This is a genomic window from Chryseobacterium culicis (genome assembly GCF_900108365.1).
Classification (GTDB): Bacteria; Bacteroidota; Bacteroidia; order Flavobacteriales; family Weeksellaceae; genus Chryseobacterium; species Chryseobacterium culicis.
This window is the reverse complement of sequence record NZ_FNWQ01000002.1, coordinates 719,962-740,630: the sequence shown is the minus strand read 5'-3', so window position 1 is coordinate 740,630 and position 20,669 is coordinate 719,962. Positions and strand designations below refer to the sequence as shown.

The window sequence follows — 20,669 nt, the reverse complement described above, 5'->3', positions numbered from 1 at the left end:
AGGATTTTATCTCCGGTAAAATTTTTGATTTTTATCTTTAAAAATAAATTTATAAAAAAATATGTAAGCTTATCAAAATGCTCAATAGATATTGAGCCGTTAAGAAGGATTTAAGAAATAAAGTATAGTTAAGATCAGTCATTCTGATTTTTAAGCTTAAAGCGAAGCTTATCTTAATGCTCATACTTAATGGTTCAAAAATAAAAGTTTAAAACTTTTGATATTAAAAATTATTGATTAAGAATAGCGATTTTTCTGTCTGCAGGTCTGAAATACCAGGAAATAAGTACTAATACCAATAGTAATACTGCCGGAAAAGTTCTTCCTGCCGTATCACCCACGATAAGATGGGAAATTACAGCGCCTGACATAACGAAGAAAAATCCTGCATAGGCCCATTCTTTCCATAAGAGACGTCCGGGGATTAATATGGCAGTAACGCCCAGAACTTTCCATACCCCAATAATGGTCATCAGGTAAGAAGGGTAGCCGAGATTAGTGAAATTTAGCAGTTCATCTTTACTTTTCAACAGCTGAACAATAGCGGTGGACACCATTCCCAGCGCCATCCAGAGGGTAAATATCCAATAGATGATCTTCGTTCTTTTTTGTAATTGTTGCGGTGTTTTCATGATCGTTTTTTTTTAACATTAGTCTTTTAATCCTATTCCTTCCATGATCTGGGGAATGCATTTTTCAATACGGGCTTCACGGGTTTTGGACTGTTTTGCAGAAGAAAAGTGAAGCAGGTAAGCTCTTTGTCTTCCAGGAGTTAATGCTTTGAAAGCTTTCTGTAATGCCGGATTTTCATCCAGCTTATTTTGAAATTCTTCAGCCATTTCAAACTCTTTTGTTTTCTTCATTTCCACTTTAGCTCCGGATTCTTCTATTTCAACGGCTTCGAACATATAGGCGCGAAGAACCTGCTCCACATCATTAATCTGTTTTACATCCGTAAAACGAATCTGCCGGGCTGCCTGTACATTTTTAGACTGCTGGATGAGAATATGATCAGGGTCTTTCATCAGAGCTCCTTTAAAGAAAAGAAGTGCACAATATTCCTTAAAGCCGTGGATCAGGAAGATATTTTTTCCTTCATAGGTATAACAGGGACAGCCCCATTTTAAATCTTCTACAAGTTCTGTGCTTAATGCAATGGTTCTAAGTTTTTCAAATTCTTTTTTCCATTGTTTGGCTTCATTAAAGAAAAAATTAACTTTTGGATTCATGTTTTTATGATTGAGGGTTTGGTGGGTTTCGGGAGGAGAGTTATTCATCTATTATCTGTTAGCGGCCGCCAAACAGTTCCTGCAAACGGTTATGTGCCCAATTAATACCTTGGGCGAAGGGCATTTTCAGATGCCCGTCTCTATATTCTACCGATTTATAAATGGTCTGAATGGTAATTTTACTTGTTGTATCGGTTAATTTTTCGAATTCTAAAAACTCAATCTGAGCCGGAAACGGAGTGTTTTCCATCTGGAAAGTTCTTACAATTTTTTCGTTCTGAATGATGTCGTGGATCGTACCGTTGGCACTGAAAACCACATCACCTTGCGGGTTGGATGTTTCGAACCGGTAACTTCCGTGCTGCCTGTTTTCAAACTTTGTCACTCTGGTTCCCATCCATTGCTCGAAAAGTTCTGCTTCTGTGTAAGCTTTAAAAAGAAGTTCTACGGGAAGATCAAATTCCCTGGTAATGAAGATTTCCTGTTTTCCGTCTTCGGCCTGAATTTTTGTTTTAAGTTCCATATTCTGAGTTTTCTTGGGTGAGAGAGTATTAGAGTTAGAGGGTTTAGAGTGGGAGAGCTGGGTTTTGTGTTTATTTGGATTGAGTTGTTTTTAAATTACTATTCATTTATCCAATTCATCTTGAAAATCAATACCCCTAAACACGTATCTTGCCTCACGCTTCTCTTTTCTGATAGGCTTTCATTACACTTTCCAGCTTGTTGAATTTTTCATCCCACATTTTGCGGAAAGGTTCTATAAAATCTGCTATTTCTTTCATTTTATGAGGATTAAGATGATAGATAACTTCTCTGCCGTTCTGTTCAGATTTCAGCAGTTCACATTCTGTAAGGATCTGGAGATGCTTTGAAACGGTAGGTCTTGCCGTGTCAAAATTGGAGGCGATGGCTCCGGCTGTCATAGACTGTGTGGCCACCAACATCAATATAGACCGTCTTGTAGGATCTGCGATTGCCTGAAAAACATCTCTTCTTAAATTCATTATGTAGTTATTTGACTACAAATATATGTGTAGTTATTTAACTACGCAAATATTTTATGAATAATTTTGTTTTAATAAAAAAAGCTCAAAAATGTTTTGCCTTACACTTTTGAGCTTTCTAATTTTTACTTTTTAACTAAGAAGTACGCTTACGATCTTACTTCCAGATCTCCGACTATATTGATAGCTTCCTGCAGATAAAGATCTTTTTGCAGATTTTTAACCCATACTTCTGATTTAGTTTTGAACGCGGCATCGCTTTTTTCTCTTTCAATATCCTTTGGATACATGGTGAATTTCAGACCGCTTTCTAATGTTTTTAAAACTTTGAATTTATCATCCTGAACTTTTCTCTGCTGCATCAGATCACTGTATTTTTGCATGCTCAGAGGTACTGTTTTTTCTTTACCCAGATTTTCTCTCCACTGTGCGTATTCAAGTAATAATTTATAATGATCATTTTTAGCCATTCTCTCTGCACTTACTTTCTGCAAAGTCTGGATATTGAGAAGATGCTGTCTGCTGAAATCCGTTCCCGGTATTTTATCCCAGGCTAATGCGTAATCATCATATTTTTCACCGATGTCTCCATACGAGAAAATATCTTTCATAGGAATGTCTGAGCTTACTCCTTTTCTTTGTGTAGACTCTCCGGTGATTCTGTAATATTTCTGAATGGTTAGCTTGATGGAGCCAAAATCTTCCTGGGTATTTAAGAACCTGTTCAGATCTACAAATACCTGCACCGTTCCTTTACCGAAAGAAACGGGAGATCCCATGATGACTGCTCTTCCGTAATCCTGCATTACACCGGCTAAAATTTCTGCCGCAGAAGCAGACAGCTCATTTTGTAGAATCACAAGCGGACCATTCCAGATGGGAGCTTCAGTTTTATTTTTTAAGGTGGTAATTTTTCCGTTTCCGTCCTTCACCTGCACGTAAGGTCCTGCATTCATAAAAAGCCCCAGAATATCTCCAACTTCGGTTAAAGAACCGCCGGAATTATTTCTGAGGTCCAGCACAATTCCCTGTATGTTTTGTTCCTTAAGCTTGATAATTTCTTTTTTAATATCATCGGAAGCATTTCTTCCGTCTTTATCTTCAAAATCAGCATTGAACTTGGGTAAGTTAATGAGTCCGTATTTTTTATCAGATGCGTTTACAACAATACTTTTAGCAAAAGTATCTTCAAGCGTTATTTCTTCACGGATCATGGTTACCTCCTGAATACTGCCGTCTTTTTTCTCTACGGTTAACGTTATGGGAGCCCCCTTTTCACCACGGATTAATCTTATGGCTTCACCGGGAAGCATATCTACTACATTTACCGTTTCACTGTCCGGATTAGATTTTATTTTTAAGATCTTATCACCTTCCGTCAGCTGCTTAGACTTCCATGCCGGCGCTCCTACAGATAATGTCCCGATGTACAGGTTTCCTTTTTTCTCTTGTATTCCTGCACCTATCCCAATAATTTTTCCTTTGAAGTCCGTATCAAAATCTTCTTTGCCCTGCGGTGAATAATAGTTGGTATGCGGATCAAAAATATGAGTATAGACATTGATGTACACCGTAAACCAGTCCATTTTTTTCCTTTTCTTGAACCTGATGAATTTTTCTTCCAGAAGATCTTTTACATTTTCTGTTGCTTTTTTTATCTTTTCTTCCTGGCTCAGAACTTCAGGCTTACTGCTGTTTCCTTTATCTGTAGAATCTTTCATTTTTTCCTCATTCTTCCTGTTCATAGATTCTATTTCCTGCAGGATATTGTATTTCACATATTTCCTCCATTCGTTATACTGCTGCTGCCTGCTGGCCGGTGCATTTTTCAGTTTGGGCTCCAAAGTCAGTATTTCATCTTCTTCCAGATTGATGGGTTTGCTGAAGATATCTTTGGTCATCTGATCAATTTCATCAATCCTTTGATACAATTTATCAACGGTCAGTTGATAAAAGGTCAAATCTCCGGTGTTCAGGTAATCATCCAGTTTGGTTTCATATCTATGAAACTCATCCATATCAGATTGCAGAAAATAGGTTTTTGTAGGATCTATTGATTCAAAATACTGCTTATACACTTCTTTTGAATAGGCATCATTAATAGGCTTTGGACTGTAATGCAGATAAGACAGTACATTCTTTGTATTGACCATGATGATCTGCATCTTTTCTTCGTCACTGTTGGGAGGGCGGAAACCCAACAAGGACATTGAAAGGGGAAGAAGAAGTAAAAAGCGAACGGTTCTAAAATTTTTCAACATATAATATGATTGTGTTCTTATAAATCAGGTGAATGTATGGAAAATATTTAAGTTTTTGTGTAGGAGAGTTTTACGAATTTTCGTAATTATCTCTTTTTATACTGTGCAGCTTCGAAATCGAGAGCTGTATTCATATTTTCATACTATATAAATTAAAAAAAGCCATCTTTGATTACTTCTTATCAATTAACCTCTCCAACTTCTCAATCATTTCCTTCTGCTGCAGCAGCATGCGCTCATAAAGCTCAACCATCTTATCAAGAGGGTTGAAAGTAAAAGTAGGTTGAACATTCACTCCGTTTGAATAGTCGTGTGTATTGAAGGTATTAGAAATAATATTCACCGCCTGCTCCTCATCAAAATTCTCAATCGCTTCTGCGGGAACTTTCAAAATGTGAGCTACCTGCGCCAGAATATCAGATTCTACGGTTTCTTTTTGCTCTAAAAGGGAGATTTTCTTTTGGTTCCAGTCGTCGCCCAGTTCAAAAGCCAATGCTTCCTGTTTGATTCCCAGCATTTCGCGGAAACGCTTTATATTTCTACCCTGATGTATTTTCTTATTTTGCATATCTGTGTAACTCATAATAACAAATATAAAGCTTTAGAACAAAAAAATAAAGCTCTGTTTTAAAATAAATACAATTCTAAATTATCTCTGTTTTGGAATAAATTATCCTTTCCTCAACTGGTTTATCCTCCTGATTATGTTTTGATTTGCTGAAAAATAACAAATATGAAAAGAAAAAGAAGAATGAGCAGCAGCCAATATAATGAACTGCGCAATCGTAACCTTACGGTTTCCCTCAAATCGTTTTCAAGAGCGTATGGCAAAATAGTGTACTTCCCGGAGATAAGAATAGCAGGGAAGTGGGTAGAGCAATGCGGTTTTCGGGCAGGAGAAAAAATACTGGTTACCGTATGCAGAAACCAGATTATCCTGGAAAGGGAAGTAAATTATGGGGAATGAATTTTTTTTGAACCATTAAGAAGAGTAAAGCTTTTAAATAACATTAAGATTCAGATACATTTGAATAAAGCGTTCTGCTTTTAAAATATCTCTGGATATTTCCTTAATACGCTTAACGGCCTAATCTAGTCTTAATGGTTCAAATATTTTACTAGAATTTTTAAACGCAAAGTTTTCAGATGGAGACCTTTATATGTTGAGGAGGCAAAGGATGGGCAAGTAAACTTGCCTGATGAAGCGATGTGGATATTTTTCTTTATTGTTTTATAAAAACTCCGATGTATTTTCCGGCGTATTGTACAACAGAAGTTTTAATATTTTTTTGAGTACAAAAATCCTGATACGCAGAATTGTCGCCAATATCATCACTGATAAATACCGCACCGGGTTTTAATCTTTTATAGATCTGATGGTAAGCCCACATTCTTCCATAGTAACTCTTATCAGAATCATAATGAAAAACATCAAAAGCAGAGACTTTTTTGAAAATTTTAGGCAGCGATTCCCTGTCTGCAAAACGAAATAACTTCCAGTATTTTTTTAGATTTTCAGGAACAACATATCCTACGAAATGATCTCCATCCTGAGCAAGATAGGGCATATCTGAACTGTATAATGTACCATTTCTTTTTTGAAGCGACAGCAGTATTGCTAAAGAAGACCATCCATAAGCTACTCCTGTTTCAAGAACGTTTTGTGCTTTGGTAAATTCGCATGCGTAATAAATAAGCTCCAGAGCACCGGCACCGCCCATTGCAATAGGACATTCTTTTTCTTTTAGGCGTGCTTTTTCCAGAATATCAGCATAGATCTCTCTGAAATGATCTGTATCTATGGAAAAAAGCCTGGAAACGGCTTCTTTTTGAGATACCGCTACGGATGCTGCCCAGATATTGGTTTTTGCTCTACCTTTAAACGGACTTCTTCTATGGATTGTATTTTTAATAATTTTTCTGCCCAGTTCAGGATACAGAGCAGGTCTTTTGAGATAAGCTACAAATGTTTTGATAACGGTGGACATATCACTGATTGTGTTGTGGTTACCAGACAAATGTATTTTTTTTAAATCTATATCAGATTGAGATAGTATTAATTTTCAGAGAAAAAAAGTTTAATATTTTTTAATACGATCATCTGCTGTACATCAGCGAAAATTATTAATTTATTAAACCATTAAATAGAATTAAATTTTAAGTAACGGTAAGGTTTAAAAATAAATTACAATAAGCGATAAGCTTTAGGATGATCTGCAGCTATGCTCTTAATGCGGCAGCCGTTTCCTGATGTAAAAGTAGGAGTTTTTGTTTTTTTCTTTACAGAAATGCCTTTCCAAGAATATATGGAGTACGGCCATAAAAACGGCGATTCTTTTTTGCTTTTTCATTGGGTAGGTATTGGTTTTTATTAGCACACTAAAAAGTGTGTTCTTTGCTTTTTGCAAATGTATAAAATAATTATATAAACAAAAAGATAAATTATGTAATTATCTTGCCGAAAGAGGTGCTCAGGAAATTCCATTATCTTTGTATTCTCAATGTTTCTAAACATAAATCCAATATTATTTGAAGATGAAATTTTTGCTAGACTTTTTATTCCGCGTTTTACAGCTTTTTACAGAACCTTATTTTTTAGCATTTCTTGCAGTTGTTATCATTGCCGTTTTAAAAAGGAAAAATACCCGTAAGAATCTGCGGGTAGGGATCTGTACAGGCCTTGTGCTGATGATTATTTTTATAGGAAACGGTTTTCTGGGGAAATTAACCTCTGTATATCTGCAGAAAAGTTATGCTCATGTATCTGATGCCCAAAAGACGGCTTCTCAGCATCCTGTTATTGTAGTTTTGGGTGGAGGAGTTGTAGATTTTGACAATACGGAAAAGCTGCATACAATGTCTTATTCCAGAATTGTCACTGCCTACCAGCTCTATTACGGATATAAGAAAAATAACCTGCCCTGTAAAATAGTTATTTCCGGAAAGGGAAGGGGCCGTACAAGTGAAGCAGAATTATTCAGTGAAAATTTTAAAAAAATGGGAGTAGCAGATGCAGATATCATTAAAGAAGATAAAAGCATGAATACTTACGAAAACGCAAAATATTCCAGCAGGATTCTAAAGCAGATGGTTCCTTCTGAGATATATCTGGTAACTTCCGGATTTCATATGAAAAGATCCGTTTCTCTGTTTCAGACATTTGGATTGAATCCGGTGCCTCAGGCATCAGATTTTATAGATACTGAAATTACAGTATTCCCGAACAGCTATAATGCTGCATTTACTTTTGTAATGCTGAAAGAGGTATTGGGAATATGGCAGGTAAAGCTGTATAACAGCTTGGTAATGAATGGATAGTGTTTTTATTTACATATCATATAAAACCGGGCACCTATTGTAAGTGCCCGGTTTAGGTTTGGAAAATGGTTTACTTTTTTGTTTTTTTCAAAGAAATTACCGTCTGCAAAACTACAGATGCAATAATAAATACCAATCCAATATAAAAGGCAAGGTTAACTTCTTTGCTTTCTCCAAAAAATAAAAAAGCCATAACTATCGCATACACAGGTTCCAGATTATAAGTTAAATTAACTGTAAAAGCGGGAATTTTCTTCAAAACTTCTGCAAACATCACATATAATCCAACGGTACAAAAAAGCGATAAAACGGCCAAATAAGCCGTGTTTTTCAAGTCAGGGACTATGCTATCTGACTGAAAATAGAGGAGATATACGGGCAAAAATGCTCCCCAGCATAAAGTGCCGGCGATCATCTGATAATAGTTGATGACCTTTGTATCAAAATGATCTACCAGACGCTTGTTGTATATGGTATAAAGAGCACCGAATGCGGATGAAAAAACTCCCAGAATAATTCCCAGCTGATAGGAGGTATCAAAATGAAATATTAAGCTGATTCCCAAAATGGTAAGCATACTCAGCAATAATTCTGACAGCTTGAATCTTTCCTTATCAAGCACAGGTTTGAATACTGCTGTGAAAAAGCTCGTGAGGCAGTAGCATACCACACCGATAGAAATATTGGCGTATTTTATACTTGCATAGAAAAGAAGCCAGTGCAATGTAAGCAGCAATCCTGCTTTTGAAATCTTAATTTTTTCCTGTAAAGGAATTTCTGTTGGAATTTTTAAGAGCTTTAAGATAATGAATAAAATAATGGAGGAGAAGAGGAGTCTGTACCAGACCAATAAACCTTCATTAAGCGTGATCAGTTTTCCGAATACGCCGGTAAAGCCGGCCAAAATTACGGCCAGGTGTAATAATAAATATGATTTTTTCATTAGAAAATGAACTGTAAAAAATTTGGATTACTATTTTTAAGGTGAAGCACAGCTATTCCGGCCGCTGCATCAAGTAACGGCATAGATTGGCTTCAAATGGCATTGAAAATATTAAGGTGCCGGAGGAGGCAGACAGTTCGAGCGGTTCATATTTATCTGTTGAATGTCAAATATAGGAAAATAACGTGTAATTCTACATAAAAAAGACATTAAACTTGTGCCCATCCGGATCTGCAAATACAAAACCATAATAATTTTCTCCAAAGCTTTCAGGCTCTGAAACAATGGTTCCACCTGCTTTTTTTACTTCAGCAGCCCAATCATCAACCTGATTTTTACTTTCCGCAGAAAGGTTGAATATCACTTCATTGGCGCTTTGAGGATCTCCAAATTTCATACTCCTAAAAAACCTGCCTTGTGGCAAGATTTTATATTTTTATGGACTCAGAGGAATTTTAGACTGTGTTTGTATTTAACATAATATAAAGAAAATGAATGAAAGCGTCTGAATAAGGTATGGGTAAAGAAAATTTTCAGAGATTGGATTTTAACACCTTTAAAGAAGGTACACATAATTATGATGAGCCTGAAGAACTTGTAGAAGAACCTGAGGTAAGAGAAATTGTAAAAGGTACGGAAATAGATTTTATCTGCATATTTTATTCTTACGGATATCCGGGGCATTATTTTGTCTGTAACACAAATCCTGATCAAAATAATCCGGCAGTGTACAGTACGGATCATGAAGCTTATTTTTCAGGAAGCCGGAACTAAAGGAAAGTTAGAAGAGTTTCTGGATTGGTTTATGGCCAGAGAAGAGTTCTTAGAAACCGTTACAGGATATTTGGCAGAGAAATATTGAGGATAATGGATTCTGAGCCGCTTACTGTTCTAATTCAGAGAAATTATAAAAATCCTATAATTTATATTATGTTAAATTGTATATTTTTGACCAATCAATTCTGAAGCTTTGACTGGTCATCTTCATGTCAAATTTGATATCCTGCCGCTTTCTCATTCTTTTATGCAAAAATGGCTGAGAATTGCTTCTGAGCCATTTCTGTAAAGTTGATTTGTTTATTTCCCCCCAATTTTATACTTGCGGCGGCGGTAAAATTTCATCACCAAGATCATGAAGAATTTTCTGAACAAGTTGGAAGTCATGTTCACCCGAAGGCTGTACTTGCCCTTCAATTACATCCAGCCCCACAGCCCTTATTAATGTTCCAAAGCCGCTAGGTGATGCCACAGCTAAAGCTTTTAATTCCTGATTTTCAGAATTATTGTGAACCGCATGAGGCGTATTTTGTGGAATAAATAGGTGGTCTCCCGCCTTTACTATACTTTTGCCACCAGGAGTAATGATCAAAGCTTCGCCATCAAGAACATACAATGTTTCCGAATACTTTGTGTGAACATGAAAGGGTGAACGCGATCCTACAGGAAATATTCCTTCAACAAGATCAAAACGTCCCTCTGTATCTTCACTTCCCTGAAGTACAGAAACTTTAGAACCAAATAACCAAAACTGTTTTTTCATATGATAAAAAATTTATTGATAAAAATTATACGTATACCGTTGCTGCAACGGTGTCGAGTTTTTAAACGGGCTTATTCATCGTATTTTTTATAATGCTTTGCTGTAATAATGGCCGCTGGTAATCCTACAAGGATCATATGCCATGCAATACTTGTCAGCGCCAGCCCTATATTAAAAGGTGAAGGAGCAATATGAGTGTTGGGAATGATCAGTAAGTTCATTATTACCCAAAATCCGAAACCATAGATGCAACCGGACGCTATTGGCGACTTACTGAGAAGACGTATTTTAGGATATCCATAAAAATATACCGCTGCAATTATAAATGATGTTATGAGATGAATAACCACTCCTGCCAGTATTTTACTGATGCTCCCGTCAAAAGCTTCTTGCCCGTAAACAGAGCTGGCAATAAACTGGAAAACCTGTATGGGAGTCATTTTAAACCATAAATTAAATACTACGGATGCGGCTAAAATGTCTAATACGGCTACAAGCAGTGTAGAAATCAGTATGGTTTGGAAATTTTTTTTTGTGGTGCTTTCTTTTTGATGTGTTATCATTGTATTGATTGTGCTTATTATTATTATTATTATTATTATTATTGAATCTTTTTATTTGCTTTTGATTTCCTGAACAGGTTTGACAAAAACAACAATTGTTGAAATTTTTCCGTCACGAAAAAGAAAAACATCCTCCCCTGTTACAGAATTACCCAAAGTCCACAATGCTTTTGCTGCACTGTTGAGGAACACCGTATCTTCTGCCATAATAAACTTTTTCCCGGGCATTTTTTGATGAAACTGTTCAATTGCGTTATTAAATTCGGTAATACCTGAATTTTCGAAGTTTGATTCAATAATGCGAAAGTCTGAATTGTAAGTTTTTTCCATCAGCCCTATCCTATCTTTTGAATCCTTTGTATTTAATATTTCAAAATGTTTTTTGATTAATGTGGTGAATATTGTTTTTGTTTCCATAGTTTCTGTTTTGTGTTGCGCGTACGAAGTAAATGGTATCATTGTTAAGCCGATGAATACAGCCAGAGAAACACATTTTCTTTCCAGATTTTGTTGTATGTTTAAATGTTTCATATTATTTTACTTTGAGTTATCATTAAATTAATGACCGATCGGTCATTTTAATTGTAAAAAAAATTATCCTTCCTTTTCCATTATCTTTTTTGTTGATTATTTTTAATTATTTAGTAAGCTTAATTCACCTTGCTGAAATATAAAATACCTACGGCTGGTTTAATTCTTCTGACCGTACTTCTTTTACACCCGAGTAAATTTCAGAACAAATATATGACCAATCGGTCATATATTTGTAAACTGTATATTAATTATTATTGAATTAATGTGATCTTTTCAGCAGGCAGATCAGTGTTTCCCTCATGATCTGTCCAGGATACTCCTGTTACAGAGATTGTATCACCAATTTTATATTGTTTGTAATTTTTTCCGCTGTTCCCGAGGTTATTGATGCTGACAGCAGTTACATATTTTTTACCATTAGAATCGACAATGGTGGCTGTATAACCGTCTTTTCCGTTTTCAATTAAATCTATTACACATCTTACTGCTGAGAAAGACTGTATTGCTAAGTATAATATTACTGCTTTTTCATAATCGCGATTTTGAAAAGTCTTAAATCGTTTTTCTAAACGTCTTAATTTTTGAGCAATACAAAGCATCCTGATAGGTACTTTTTTTATTTAAATGGTGTTGAAATACTGGTGAAACAGTAATAATAAAAACTTTCAAACCACATTACGGTTATCCGTAACGAAGATATAAATCTTTGCCATAAATATGTAAATTATTAGCGACTGTTTGTGTTGCTGGATTAGTAAGCGCAAAAAGCGTTGAAGTTAAAAAGGAAACTAAAGAGATAAAGGCCGTTTCCGAATCAAAGTATCACCCAATCACAATTACTTCATCATGTGGTTATACTCAGGTAATTGAGGTTACTGCACAAGATGATCCACAATGCTGGATAGTTGATGCTCAACAAATGGAAGACGATTGCACTGCTCCTTTTACTAATCCGATTTTGGCAGGAATGTGGCCATAAAACAACTAAAACTTTAAGATGCGTACATACTTTTTAATTTTACTATTACTTCCCTTTGGGTTTGTTTACTCTCAAAAAAATGACAATTCATTGTCCGACATTGAGGTTCAATATGAATACTCTTTTGTTAGAGATACAACAGACACCGACCCAAGCCATAGGTTAAAAGAACTAATGATATTGGATTTTAACCCAAATTCATCAATTTATTACAGTCAGCAATATATGGCCGTAAAAAAAATTTTTGACCAGGCAACTGTTGATGCGATGAATAATAAAAATGTAAATATCAATACAGGTGATTTACCTAAATACAAAATTGGATACACTGTTTATAGAAAAGGTTCACAGATATTTGTGACTGCGAATATAAACAAGGACTTCTTCACATTTGAGAACAATTATTTAAGTTGGGACACTAATTATACAGATGTTAAAACTATACTTGGATATAAATGCAATAAGGCTACAACTAAATTTAATAATAGAATTTATACAGCTTGGTACACAAAAGACATTCCCATATCTGAGGGGCCGTATAGATTCAAAGGTTTAACAGGTCTGATATTAGAAATCAATGACGAAAAGAGTTATCACGCGTTCAAAGCAATAGGTATTGAAAAGAAACAAGTTGAAATCAAACCTTTGCAAAAAGGAGTTCCGGCGACAAGGGAACAATATCTGAAAAAGAAAGAAGAATTTAAAAGTAATCCGTATCCTGAAAGAAAAAATCTTCCCAAGGAAACAAGGGATAAAATGATTGAAGCATTTAAAAAAGATAATAATTCAATCGAAAGCTAAAAAAAGTACCTGTTATGCAGGTGCTTTTTTTTCGGGTTATAAATCTATATTATATTGTTCGCATTTCTCAATTTCACCCATAAAAAGCTCCAAAATCCGCAGATTTTGGAGCTCATATTACAGACAGCTTTTGGGCTTACCGGTTATTTCTTGATTATTTTAGTGAAAATATTATTTCCTTTTAAAAGGTAATTTCCAGATGGACAGCCTGTAAGATCAATATTGTTTTTTCCTTTATTTAAAGTGATGTTTTTAATGATTTTACCAGAGAGATCATACAGATACGCGTTTTCATTTTCAGCAGACTCTACCGTTATGACTCCTGTTGTCGGATTAGGATAAGCCGGCATCTTTGGTTTTGCTGAAACTTCTGCTGTTGATAAATAACACCCGGAATTATAGGAATCTCCGATAATGTTAAAACCCTTGTTAATCAATTGGGCTCTTGCCATAATGGCTTGTGGCGTAGAATATACAAGTCCTGTTGCATCTATTGTTCCTGAGGTGATGGTTGAATTGGTCCATGTTGGATTATTAATGAGTGCAACCAGAAAATTGCTGTAATTTGTACATGATAATCCCGCATTTTTGAATCCGAAATAGATGGAATTCCAGCTAAAATTCTGAAGCCTGATGTTCCAGGTAGAAATATCCTGATTAAAATTCGAAGCACCGTCAAACATATTAAAGCCGTCATAATAACTCACCTTGCTTACATCCCAGTTCCCAATGGGCTGATTGAATGATACTGCCTTTTCAAACATATGCTCAAAATCTGTTACTTTACCTGTATTCCAGTTATTAAGCGGCTGATTAAAAGCGGCTGCATTATAGAAGGTATAGCGGAATGTTGTGGCATTCTTTGTATTCCATGAATTCAGGGGCTGGTTAAAAGCGGCTGCATCAGAGAACATGGACGAGAAATCTGTTCCTGAAATGGTATTCCAAGCAGAAATATTTTGGTTGAAATTTGACGCATTAGAGAACATGCCGCTAAAATCGGTTACTTTCGCTGTATTCCAGCTTCCAATATTTTGATTGAATAGAGTTGCGCTGTTAAACATACCTCTCATATTTGTAATTGTGCTGGTGTTCCAGTTAGAAAATGAGCTGTTCCCGACTAACGAAGGACAATTAAGAAACATTTCCGATATGCTGCTAATTTGTGTGAGATTTGGAGTATCTGCAGCAGTAACATCAAGTTTCGTACAGCTTGCAAATCCCCTGTCGAATTGCTGAAGCCAAATGATGTTTCCCCACTGGCTGACCTCGATAAGCTCCTGATTTCCGCTTGGGCTTACAATACCTGTGTTGGCTCTAAATCCATAAAATAATCCGCTGCCGTTGGAAACCTTCAATTTGTAGGTTGCCTGTACCGGATTTGTATTCGAGGGCGTACCGAAAGAAATTGTAATCGGACTGTTACTGTTAGAAGTTACAGAATTCATGATTCCGCTATGCTGTGGAAAACCTACCTCTTCCCAGCTGATCGTGTAGCTCGTTCCGGTACCTCCAAAAGATATGGAATTATCAATTGTGCCATTGGCATTAGGCTTCCACAATGTGATAAATTCTGTCTGCGCATAGGATATAAAAAAAAGGAAAAGAAAAATGGTTATCAGTTGTTTTTTACACATCGTTTAAAAAGTTGTTTTAAGGTTTAAATTGGTTTTTTGTAAGACAATAAATTTCCCGGGATTCTCATCTTATTTCTAACACGAAGATATTGACGCACAGCGACAAAACACGTCGTATTAAAATTTTTATTACTTTTTTTTACATGTTTTTTGATATAATTTTATAGCGGAATAGCTCAAAAAAAAACAGCTATTATTAGTGATAATAGCTGCAGTTTTTTTGATAAGATTGATCTATATGGATATCCTCACTCCGGCTGAAATAGTAATTCCAGGTAACGGACTTAGAAATTTTAACTGAGAATTTTGCAGTCTGGCCTCAGAGTTCAGCAGATTATTTCCTGTGATATAATATTCCAGATTGCCAAATCCTAAGCTGCTGTCTTTGTATGCCAAACGGATATTCAGCAATGAAAATGCAGGCATGGGAAGTTCCGGGTTAATATTTTTTCCCAAATATTTTTGCTGCAAATAATGATCTAAACTTACATTCAGGCTGAAGTGCTGTATATTTCCTTCAAGACTGAATCCAAAACGGCTTGTCGGCATATTAGGCATATAATCGCCGTCACTCCATTTTCTGATGGAACTGTCAGCTACACTTATATTTCTTACCAGATCATAATAGCCGCCTATCTCCCACTTTCCTGCTTTTCCCAGATCTGCCTTATAAGCCGCCTCCGCTTCCATTCCGTTGATTTCTGTATCATCAGAACGCCATTCTTTCACCAAAAATACTTCTCTGGAAAGCCCTGTGTGGGCAAGATAAATATATTTTTTGTAAAAAGTATGGTATACATTAGCAGAGATCCGAAGATTTTTCAGATTTAAGCCTCCTCCTATTTCAACCGTATTTGCAGACTCCTTATCCAGTCTGTCATCTCCATTTTCTTCAGTAAGAATTGCAAAATGATTATTTCCCGAATAGAGCTCATTTACTTCCGGTGCTCTTTCAGAATGGCTGTATTGTACTTTCAGATATCCCTTTTTGAAAATATTCCATTGAGCGGCGCTGTGAAACTGATGGAGGGTAAAGTCTCTGTCAGTAAGTTTTCCACCGGAAAGTCCGCGGCTTCTGGTGTATTGAGGATCTGCTTCCGCCCTGCGCTGTACATGATCATTTCTATATCCCAGATCCAGCTGGATGAAGGTAAAATCAAGATGCTGCATGGTAAATATTCCGATTTCACGGCTTATATTATTAGGTAAATATCTCTGGCCTCCGGTTCCGTCCATCGCTCTGTACTGTACTTCGAGCCCCGTAGTTCCGGTGAGGAATTTTAATTTTTGCTGTGTAATTTCCAGCCTTCCGTTGTGTTGGTTCACTTCAAACTGATTGGCTCTGTAACGGTCAAGAAGCTCTGCGTTTTTAGAAAATACTCCCATGTAATTCAGCTTAATACTGGAAATTGGAAAATTGGAAAACCTGTACCCCGATTCAAGCATGGCTTTATGGGATAAACTTCTGATATTAACAGGAAGATACTCTATTTTTTGCTGGGGTTTTCCATGAGTGTGTTTGGGAAGTTTAGCAATTGCATATCCCGGTACTCCGAAATAGGAGTAAGAGTTCTGATATGCTCCTCCTGCATAAAAAGATTTGCCAATATAGCTTGTGCCTGCGTAGAATGAATTGCTTTCGGAATGACTATTGGGGATAATTCCGTCTTTAGTTGCCACATAATCCCGGATCCCGTTTACTTCACTTTTATAACGGTCTTTTGAAGGATCCTGACCGGGAATGTACAGGTCATTTTTTGGGTTGGGATAGTTTTTACCGTCTGCAGGATTATAATATGTAGGGCTGAATGTGTAAAGATCATCTTCAGAAAGTTCGTACTCTATCATATGATCCTTAGCAAACTGGCTGATGTAAGGGAAAAGACTTTTGTTCAGGATGCGTCTGGAATCTACCTCTACCTGGCACAAAGACTGCAAAATGCTGTTGAAACCCACCATATCAGGATTGTAACATCTGCTGTCCTTAGACTGTCCCGGAATTCTTATCATTTCCTGCTTCTGATTGCCTGCTCCTACAGTCCAAACCCAGTTTTTAGCGATAGTTCCTTTGGCAGAAAATGCCTGCCTCTGCCCGCTATTGGTTCCACCTTCAAGAAGTCCTTTGAAATTAATCCTTTTATCCGGTACCTGTTTTGCAATGTAGTCGGTTTCAATATCAATGGCTCCGCCAATAGCTTTACCCCCATATAAAACCGATGCTGAATTTTTGTACAGGGTAATGCTTTGGACATTGTTCATTTCTATATCCGTATTAAAATCCGGACTTATTCCCGAAAGATCATTGACGGAGGTTCCGTTTTCCAGTATTTTTACGCGGTTTCCACTCAGACTCCGGATCACGGGAGCTCCGGAATGGGGCCCATATCCCGAATTTTGAATTCCCGGAATTTTACTTAATGTCTCTCCTAAGGTGTTGGATTGAATGAAATCAAGCTTTTTTCTTGAGATATTAACAGAACTGTAATTCGTCTTTCCCTGTATCTCAACAGATTCTATATCCTTTACGACTTTTTTTCCGGGGTTAAGTTTCTGCGCCTTCAGAATGGATGGGCAATACACCATTGTACTTCCCATTAAAAAATAAACGGCCTTTTTCATGTGCATATACTTTAATGATCCGGCAAAGCTAGATAATTAAAACCATTAATGCAACAAAGTTGCTTTAATGGTTTTTCTGAAAAATTGATATTAAAGTATAAATCACTGAATACTAGTACGTATTGTTTTTAACATATATTTTTTCTTCGGCGCATAAAAATGCCGCTCCTTCCGGAGCGGCTGAACTATTACATTAATATTATATTATAAACTCACCTTGTTTCAAAATCCATTAATCAGGATATTTTACTGCATCTGTAAGCTCTATCGGATTGTTGTATTTTTTCAGGCGGGACTGGATGGTTTTTGTCATTTCTCTGAAATCAGGCTTTACCTCCTTCCCTTTTTCATCTATAAATTTTGCCTGTACATTGCTTGATTTCATCTCTCTTAAAGGATCATTATAATAATCTAAAGATACTTTCTGCAACTGTTTCTGCGGAATGGTAAGAGCTCCCTTATACATATTTTCGAAGTCCAAAGTTTCTGTCCTTTTCTTTATAGAATAGAGACTGAACTTATACGAACCCGTAGAATCTTCCATCTCAATAATCAATCCTGGCAGGTTTCGGAAGAGGTAAGGTCCTGCTTGTATAGGAACATCCTGAGTATACCAGGCCTCCCAGGTTCTTCCTTTATATTGCAGCACTGCTTTTCTGCACAGGTATGTATCTATTTTTTTGGTTTCGGGCTTCAGTTCCCAGTTTAATTTTACCAGTTCTTTTACTTTGTAGGTATCCCGGAAATAAAAGTAATATTTAGAGCTTACATTTTCCTCCTCGTTAATCACCAAAAAACTATTATCCCCTATTGCGGGGCCTTTAACTCCTGCAGCTCTGATTGAATCTGCCTCATATTGCTTTTCGGCCAAAAATTTTGATTGATTTCCCTGAACAAAAAGCAGCATGTTTTTGGTAGTTTTCTCCGGGCTTAGAGCATCTTCCCTGTAGGTAAGAAGATAATCAATCCTGAAATTCTGAGCATAAAAAGGACAGGATAGAAAAATAAGCACTAAACTGAAGCTTTTAAAAATTTTATAATACATATTGATTTACATTTAATTAAATTCTGTGGTGTATGGATTATAATTGCAATTAACCGTATAACCGTTTTTGCTTTTTTCAGGAACAAATGTTGTTGTGCAGCAATACCGGAATTCACAAACATTACATGGCTCTATATTATCTCTTTTAATATTCCATAGTTTTGATAATTTTTTTACCGTGTCTGTTTTTATCTTTTCAAAATCATCCAAAATATTTCCGTAGCTGTTTTTATCAGAAACATTATATTTTATATTTCCGTTACCGTCAATAAAGATGGTTTTGAACAATGCTAAATTATAATTTTTTGCCACATTATAAGCGTTAATGCTTATAGCGAGATCATAAAGGTTAAACCGGGTTAAGAATAATTTGGAATCATTACATGTGACATAATTTCTGATAATATCGTCACTTTTTACAGTTTTTTTTCTCGGAGCATTAAACAAGGTGATCGAGGTAATGCGCTTATGATCATAAACTTTTTTATGTATTTTCTGATGGGGCATAGAAAGCGATAAATTAATTACTCTGGAATATTCCAAAGATGATAATATCCGCAAGACCCGTTCCATACAGTCATCACTATCAAAATGCAGGTGCAGTCTTTTAATGCCCAGCTGCTGAATGTTTTTCGCAACGGTGTCCAGGTTAGCATACATATGATCTGATACAATAACTGTAGTAAAAAGAATATCTGATGTATCTTCATTGGTACTTATATCAGACAGCTCGGGAAAAGATGCATTGCTGGAATAAAAAATAAATTCTTTTTTCTCCAGAAAATGTAAATATTCCTTTGCTATTTTATGTCCGTTATATTCTTCAAGAACATCGCTTACCTTTCTTCCTCTGATATCTTCCACAAAATCTATCAGGGTGTTGGGGATGAATTCTATCGTTTCCCTCTGAATATCATATATGGCGCTTCTCTCAAAACCTTTTACCAATATACAGCAGGAAAAAAAGTTGATGTATTTATCTTTATTGTTCTGTATATAAATTGATCCCATCTTTGTATAGTCTTAAACAGTAGATTTCAGATTGATGAATGGCTGTGGTGACTGGCCTGCTCAGGTTATTTCTTCTTGCTTTTTTAGTATCCGGAAATGGATAGATATTTGAAAAAACAACAGGGAATAATTCTTTCTTATGCTTTAATTCTTGTATTAAGCTTTTTTTCATGTGTTCATGGTTTTTAAACAATGTGCAACTTCATAATGAAGGTTATAATTACATGGCAGTGAAGTCATTCTAAACTGCCCGGAAGGATTCACTTCCAGAAAATAATACTCGCCGTCATCAGCCTTGATCATATCTACCGAACCTGTATTCAAGCCTATTTTCTGCATCAGGGCGGTTATTTTCTTATCTACAGAATCCGGGAGATTATAAGACACATATCTGTTGGGACTTTCATAGTTGACCTGCCTGTAATCTGTTTTGGTCTGACTGTCGTTCTGAGAAAAAATAGCCATGCTGTAATTCTTTCCGTTGAGATGGAAAATTCTGAGCTCATATTCTTTGTTAATCATTTCCTGAAATAAGCTTGGAAAGAAATTCTTATAGCTTTTAATCTTTTTCTCGCTTAACTGAGTAGTGAAAAAAAAGAAGGCTTTATCATCAATGCCGATAACTGATCCTTCGTTAATGGATTTTGTGATATAAGGCTGGTTGTAGTTTAAGTCATCAGAATTGTTGGTAATGTATGTTTTAGGAATTTTAATTCCTGTTTCATGGGCTGCCATTAAAGTTCCTATTTTAGTCATGGACTCTAATTTTTGATAATGGTTAAGCCATTTTTTATCCTTTAGAAATTCAAAGAAAATATTTAATGTTGAAATATACTCAGACTCCAGATAATTCAAAAGTTCTATATTTTTTTCGGTTTTTATATTCTCTTTATACCTGTTAAAGAACCCGAATTTTCTAAACCAAACGCATTTGATTTCTGACATATCCACTTTTCCAAAGAAAGAATTTTCTACAATCAATTTAGGTTGTGGCTGTAATTCAACATACATTTTTGTTTTTCCGGTAAAGAGGTCTAAGTCATTAATTCTTATATACTTTTCACCAAGAATCGATAAGTGCTCCATCACCCAATTCGTATCATCATCTTTGGGGGTAGATAAAATTAAAATCATGCTATAATAATTTGAAAAAAACTAGTTGAAGTCGTGATCAGTACTGAGATT

General features: G+C 35.9%; 23 protein-coding genes. 4 read left to right on the top strand and 19 right to left on the bottom strand.

Annotation, left to right across the window (positions count from 1 at the left end):
* Positions 1 to 230: 230 nt before the first annotated feature.
* The 6 genes from BLW74_RS09660 to BLW74_RS09635 form a co-directional block, all read right to left on the bottom strand.
* Positions 231 to 632, bottom strand: coding sequence for a DoxX family protein (locus tag BLW74_RS09660; RefSeq protein WP_089692212.1), 402 nt, complete (start codon positions 630 to 632; stop codon positions 231 to 233).
* A gap of 18 nt (positions 633 to 650) precedes the next feature.
* A complete protein-coding gene (locus BLW74_RS09655) occupies positions 651 to 1,229 on the bottom strand; it encodes a YdeI/OmpD-associated family protein (RefSeq protein ID WP_089692602.1) in 579 nt (192 codons plus the stop codon).
* Positions 1,230 to 1,287: 58 nt separating this feature from the next.
* Positions 1,288 to 1,752 (bottom strand): SRPBCC domain-containing protein, encoded by a 465-nt coding sequence (locus tag BLW74_RS09650; RefSeq protein ID WP_089692211.1) that lies wholly within the window; start codon positions 1,750 to 1,752, stop codon positions 1,288 to 1,290.
* 154 nt (positions 1,753 to 1,906) lie between these two features.
* Positions 1,907 to 2,233, bottom strand: a complete 327-nt coding sequence (locus tag BLW74_RS09645; RefSeq protein ID WP_089692210.1) for an ArsR/SmtB family transcription factor — start codon at positions 2,231 to 2,233, stop codon at positions 1,907 to 1,909.
* 149 nt (positions 2,234 to 2,382) lie between these two features.
* Complete coding sequence (locus tag BLW74_RS09640; RefSeq protein ID WP_089692209.1) at positions 2,383 to 4,494, bottom strand: carboxy terminal-processing peptidase; 2,112 nt, start codon at positions 4,492 to 4,494, stop codon at positions 2,383 to 2,385.
* A 172-nt stretch (positions 4,495 to 4,666) separates the two neighbouring features.
* The gene (locus BLW74_RS09635; protein ID WP_089692208.1) at positions 4,667 to 5,077 is read right to left on the bottom strand and encodes a helix-turn-helix transcriptional regulator; all 411 of its coding nucleotides are present in this window, start codon (positions 5,075 to 5,077) and stop codon (positions 4,667 to 4,669) included.
* A 150-nt stretch (positions 5,078 to 5,227) separates the two neighbouring features.
* Here BLW74_RS09635 and BLW74_RS09630 point away from each other — a divergent pair, with 150 nt between their 5' ends.
* Complete coding sequence (locus tag BLW74_RS09630) at positions 5,228 to 5,461, top strand: SymE family type I addiction module toxin (RefSeq protein WP_089692207.1); 234 nt, start codon at positions 5,228 to 5,230, stop codon at positions 5,459 to 5,461.
* A 256-nt stretch (positions 5,462 to 5,717) separates the two neighbouring features.
* Here BLW74_RS09630 and BLW74_RS09625 read toward each other — a convergent pair whose 3' ends face one another.
* Positions 5,718 to 6,482 carry an O-methyltransferase gene (locus tag BLW74_RS09625; protein ID WP_089692206.1) on the bottom strand — a complete coding sequence of 255 codons (765 nt, stop codon included), beginning with the start codon at positions 6,480 to 6,482 and terminating at the stop codon, positions 5,718 to 5,720.
* A gap of 547 nt (positions 6,483 to 7,029) precedes the next feature.
* Between BLW74_RS09625 and BLW74_RS09620 the strand changes: the two genes are divergently transcribed.
* Complete coding sequence (locus BLW74_RS09620) at positions 7,030 to 7,812, top strand: YdcF family protein (protein ID WP_089692205.1); 783 nt, start codon at positions 7,030 to 7,032, stop codon at positions 7,810 to 7,812.
* A gap of 70 nt (positions 7,813 to 7,882) precedes the next feature.
* Here BLW74_RS09620 and BLW74_RS09615 read toward each other — a convergent pair whose 3' ends face one another.
* Both BLW74_RS09615 and BLW74_RS09610 read right to left on the bottom strand, forming a co-directional pair.
* Positions 7,883 to 8,755, bottom strand: coding sequence for a DMT family transporter (locus BLW74_RS09615; protein ID WP_089692204.1), 873 nt, complete (start codon positions 8,753 to 8,755; stop codon positions 7,883 to 7,885).
* Positions 8,756 to 8,948: 193 nt separating this feature from the next.
* Positions 8,949 to 9,152, bottom strand: a complete 204-nt coding sequence (locus BLW74_RS09610) for a VOC family protein (RefSeq protein ID WP_228424848.1) — start codon at positions 9,150 to 9,152, stop codon at positions 8,949 to 8,951.
* A 143-nt stretch (positions 9,153 to 9,295) separates the two neighbouring features.
* Here BLW74_RS09610 and BLW74_RS09605 point away from each other — a divergent pair, with 143 nt between their 5' ends.
* Complete coding sequence (locus BLW74_RS09605; RefSeq protein ID WP_139265721.1) at positions 9,296 to 9,529, top strand: hypothetical protein; 234 nt, start codon at positions 9,296 to 9,298, stop codon at positions 9,527 to 9,529.
* A gap of 319 nt (positions 9,530 to 9,848) precedes the next feature.
* Here BLW74_RS09605 and BLW74_RS09600 read toward each other — a convergent pair whose 3' ends face one another.
* The 4 genes from BLW74_RS09600 to BLW74_RS09585 form a co-directional block, all read right to left on the bottom strand.
* Positions 9,849 to 10,295: a cupin domain-containing protein gene (locus tag BLW74_RS09600; protein WP_089692202.1), complete on the bottom strand. Its 447-nt coding sequence runs from the start codon at positions 10,293 to 10,295 to the stop codon at positions 9,849 to 9,851.
* A gap of 71 nt (positions 10,296 to 10,366) precedes the next feature.
* Positions 10,367 to 10,858 (bottom strand): hypothetical protein, encoded by a 492-nt coding sequence (locus BLW74_RS09595; protein ID WP_089692201.1) that lies wholly within the window; start codon positions 10,856 to 10,858, stop codon positions 10,367 to 10,369.
* 51 nt (positions 10,859 to 10,909) lie between these two features.
* Positions 10,910 to 11,275: a hypothetical protein gene (locus tag BLW74_RS09590; protein WP_139265720.1), complete on the bottom strand. Its 366-nt coding sequence runs from the start codon at positions 11,273 to 11,275 to the stop codon at positions 10,910 to 10,912.
* Between the two features lie 368 nt (positions 11,276 to 11,643).
* Complete coding sequence (locus tag BLW74_RS09585) at positions 11,644 to 11,991, bottom strand: hypothetical protein (RefSeq protein ID WP_089692199.1); 348 nt, start codon at positions 11,989 to 11,991, stop codon at positions 11,644 to 11,646.
* 398 nt (positions 11,992 to 12,389) lie between these two features.
* On the opposite strand from BLW74_RS09585, the gene BLW74_RS09580 reads away from it, so the two are divergent.
* Positions 12,390 to 13,172 carry a GLPGLI family protein gene (locus tag BLW74_RS09580; protein ID WP_089692198.1) on the top strand — a complete coding sequence of 261 codons (783 nt, stop codon included), beginning with the start codon at positions 12,390 to 12,392 and terminating at the stop codon, positions 13,170 to 13,172.
* Positions 13,173 to 13,315: 143 nt separating this feature from the next.
* Here BLW74_RS09580 and BLW74_RS09575 read toward each other — a convergent pair whose 3' ends face one another.
* The 6 genes from BLW74_RS09575 to gwsG all read right to left on the bottom strand — a co-directional run bounded on the left by BLW74_RS09575 (position 13,316) and on the right by gwsG (position 20,618).
* Positions 13,316 to 14,809, bottom strand: coding sequence for a BspA family leucine-rich repeat surface protein (locus BLW74_RS09575; RefSeq protein WP_089692197.1), 1,494 nt, complete (start codon positions 14,807 to 14,809; stop codon positions 13,316 to 13,318).
* Between the two features lie 234 nt (positions 14,810 to 15,043).
* Positions 15,044 to 17,428: a TonB-dependent receptor gene (locus tag BLW74_RS09570; protein WP_089692601.1), complete on the bottom strand. Its 2,385-nt coding sequence runs from the start codon at positions 17,426 to 17,428 to the stop codon at positions 15,044 to 15,046.
* A gap of 232 nt (positions 17,429 to 17,660) precedes the next feature.
* Positions 17,661 to 18,473, bottom strand: a complete 813-nt coding sequence (locus tag BLW74_RS09565) for a GLPGLI family protein (RefSeq protein ID WP_089692196.1) — start codon at positions 18,471 to 18,473, stop codon at positions 17,661 to 17,663.
* Positions 18,474 to 18,485: 12 nt separating this feature from the next.
* Complete coding sequence (locus BLW74_RS09560; RefSeq protein WP_089692195.1) at positions 18,486 to 19,484, bottom strand: hypothetical protein; 999 nt, start codon at positions 19,482 to 19,484, stop codon at positions 18,486 to 18,488.
* On the bottom strand, positions 19,456 to 19,656 hold the full coding sequence (locus BLW74_RS09555) for a hypothetical protein (RefSeq protein WP_089692194.1): 201 nt from the start codon (positions 19,654 to 19,656) through the stop codon (positions 19,456 to 19,458). The genes BLW74_RS09560 and BLW74_RS09555 overlap by 29 nt, the downstream gene beginning before the upstream one ends.
* A complete protein-coding gene (gene gwsG / locus BLW74_RS09550) occupies positions 19,653 to 20,618 on the bottom strand; it encodes a grasp-with-spasm system ATP-grasp peptide maturase (RefSeq protein WP_089692193.1) in 966 nt (321 codons plus the stop codon). Before gwsG ends, BLW74_RS09555 begins: the two co-directional genes overlap by 4 nt.
* Positions 20,619 to 20,669 lie beyond the last annotated feature (51 nt).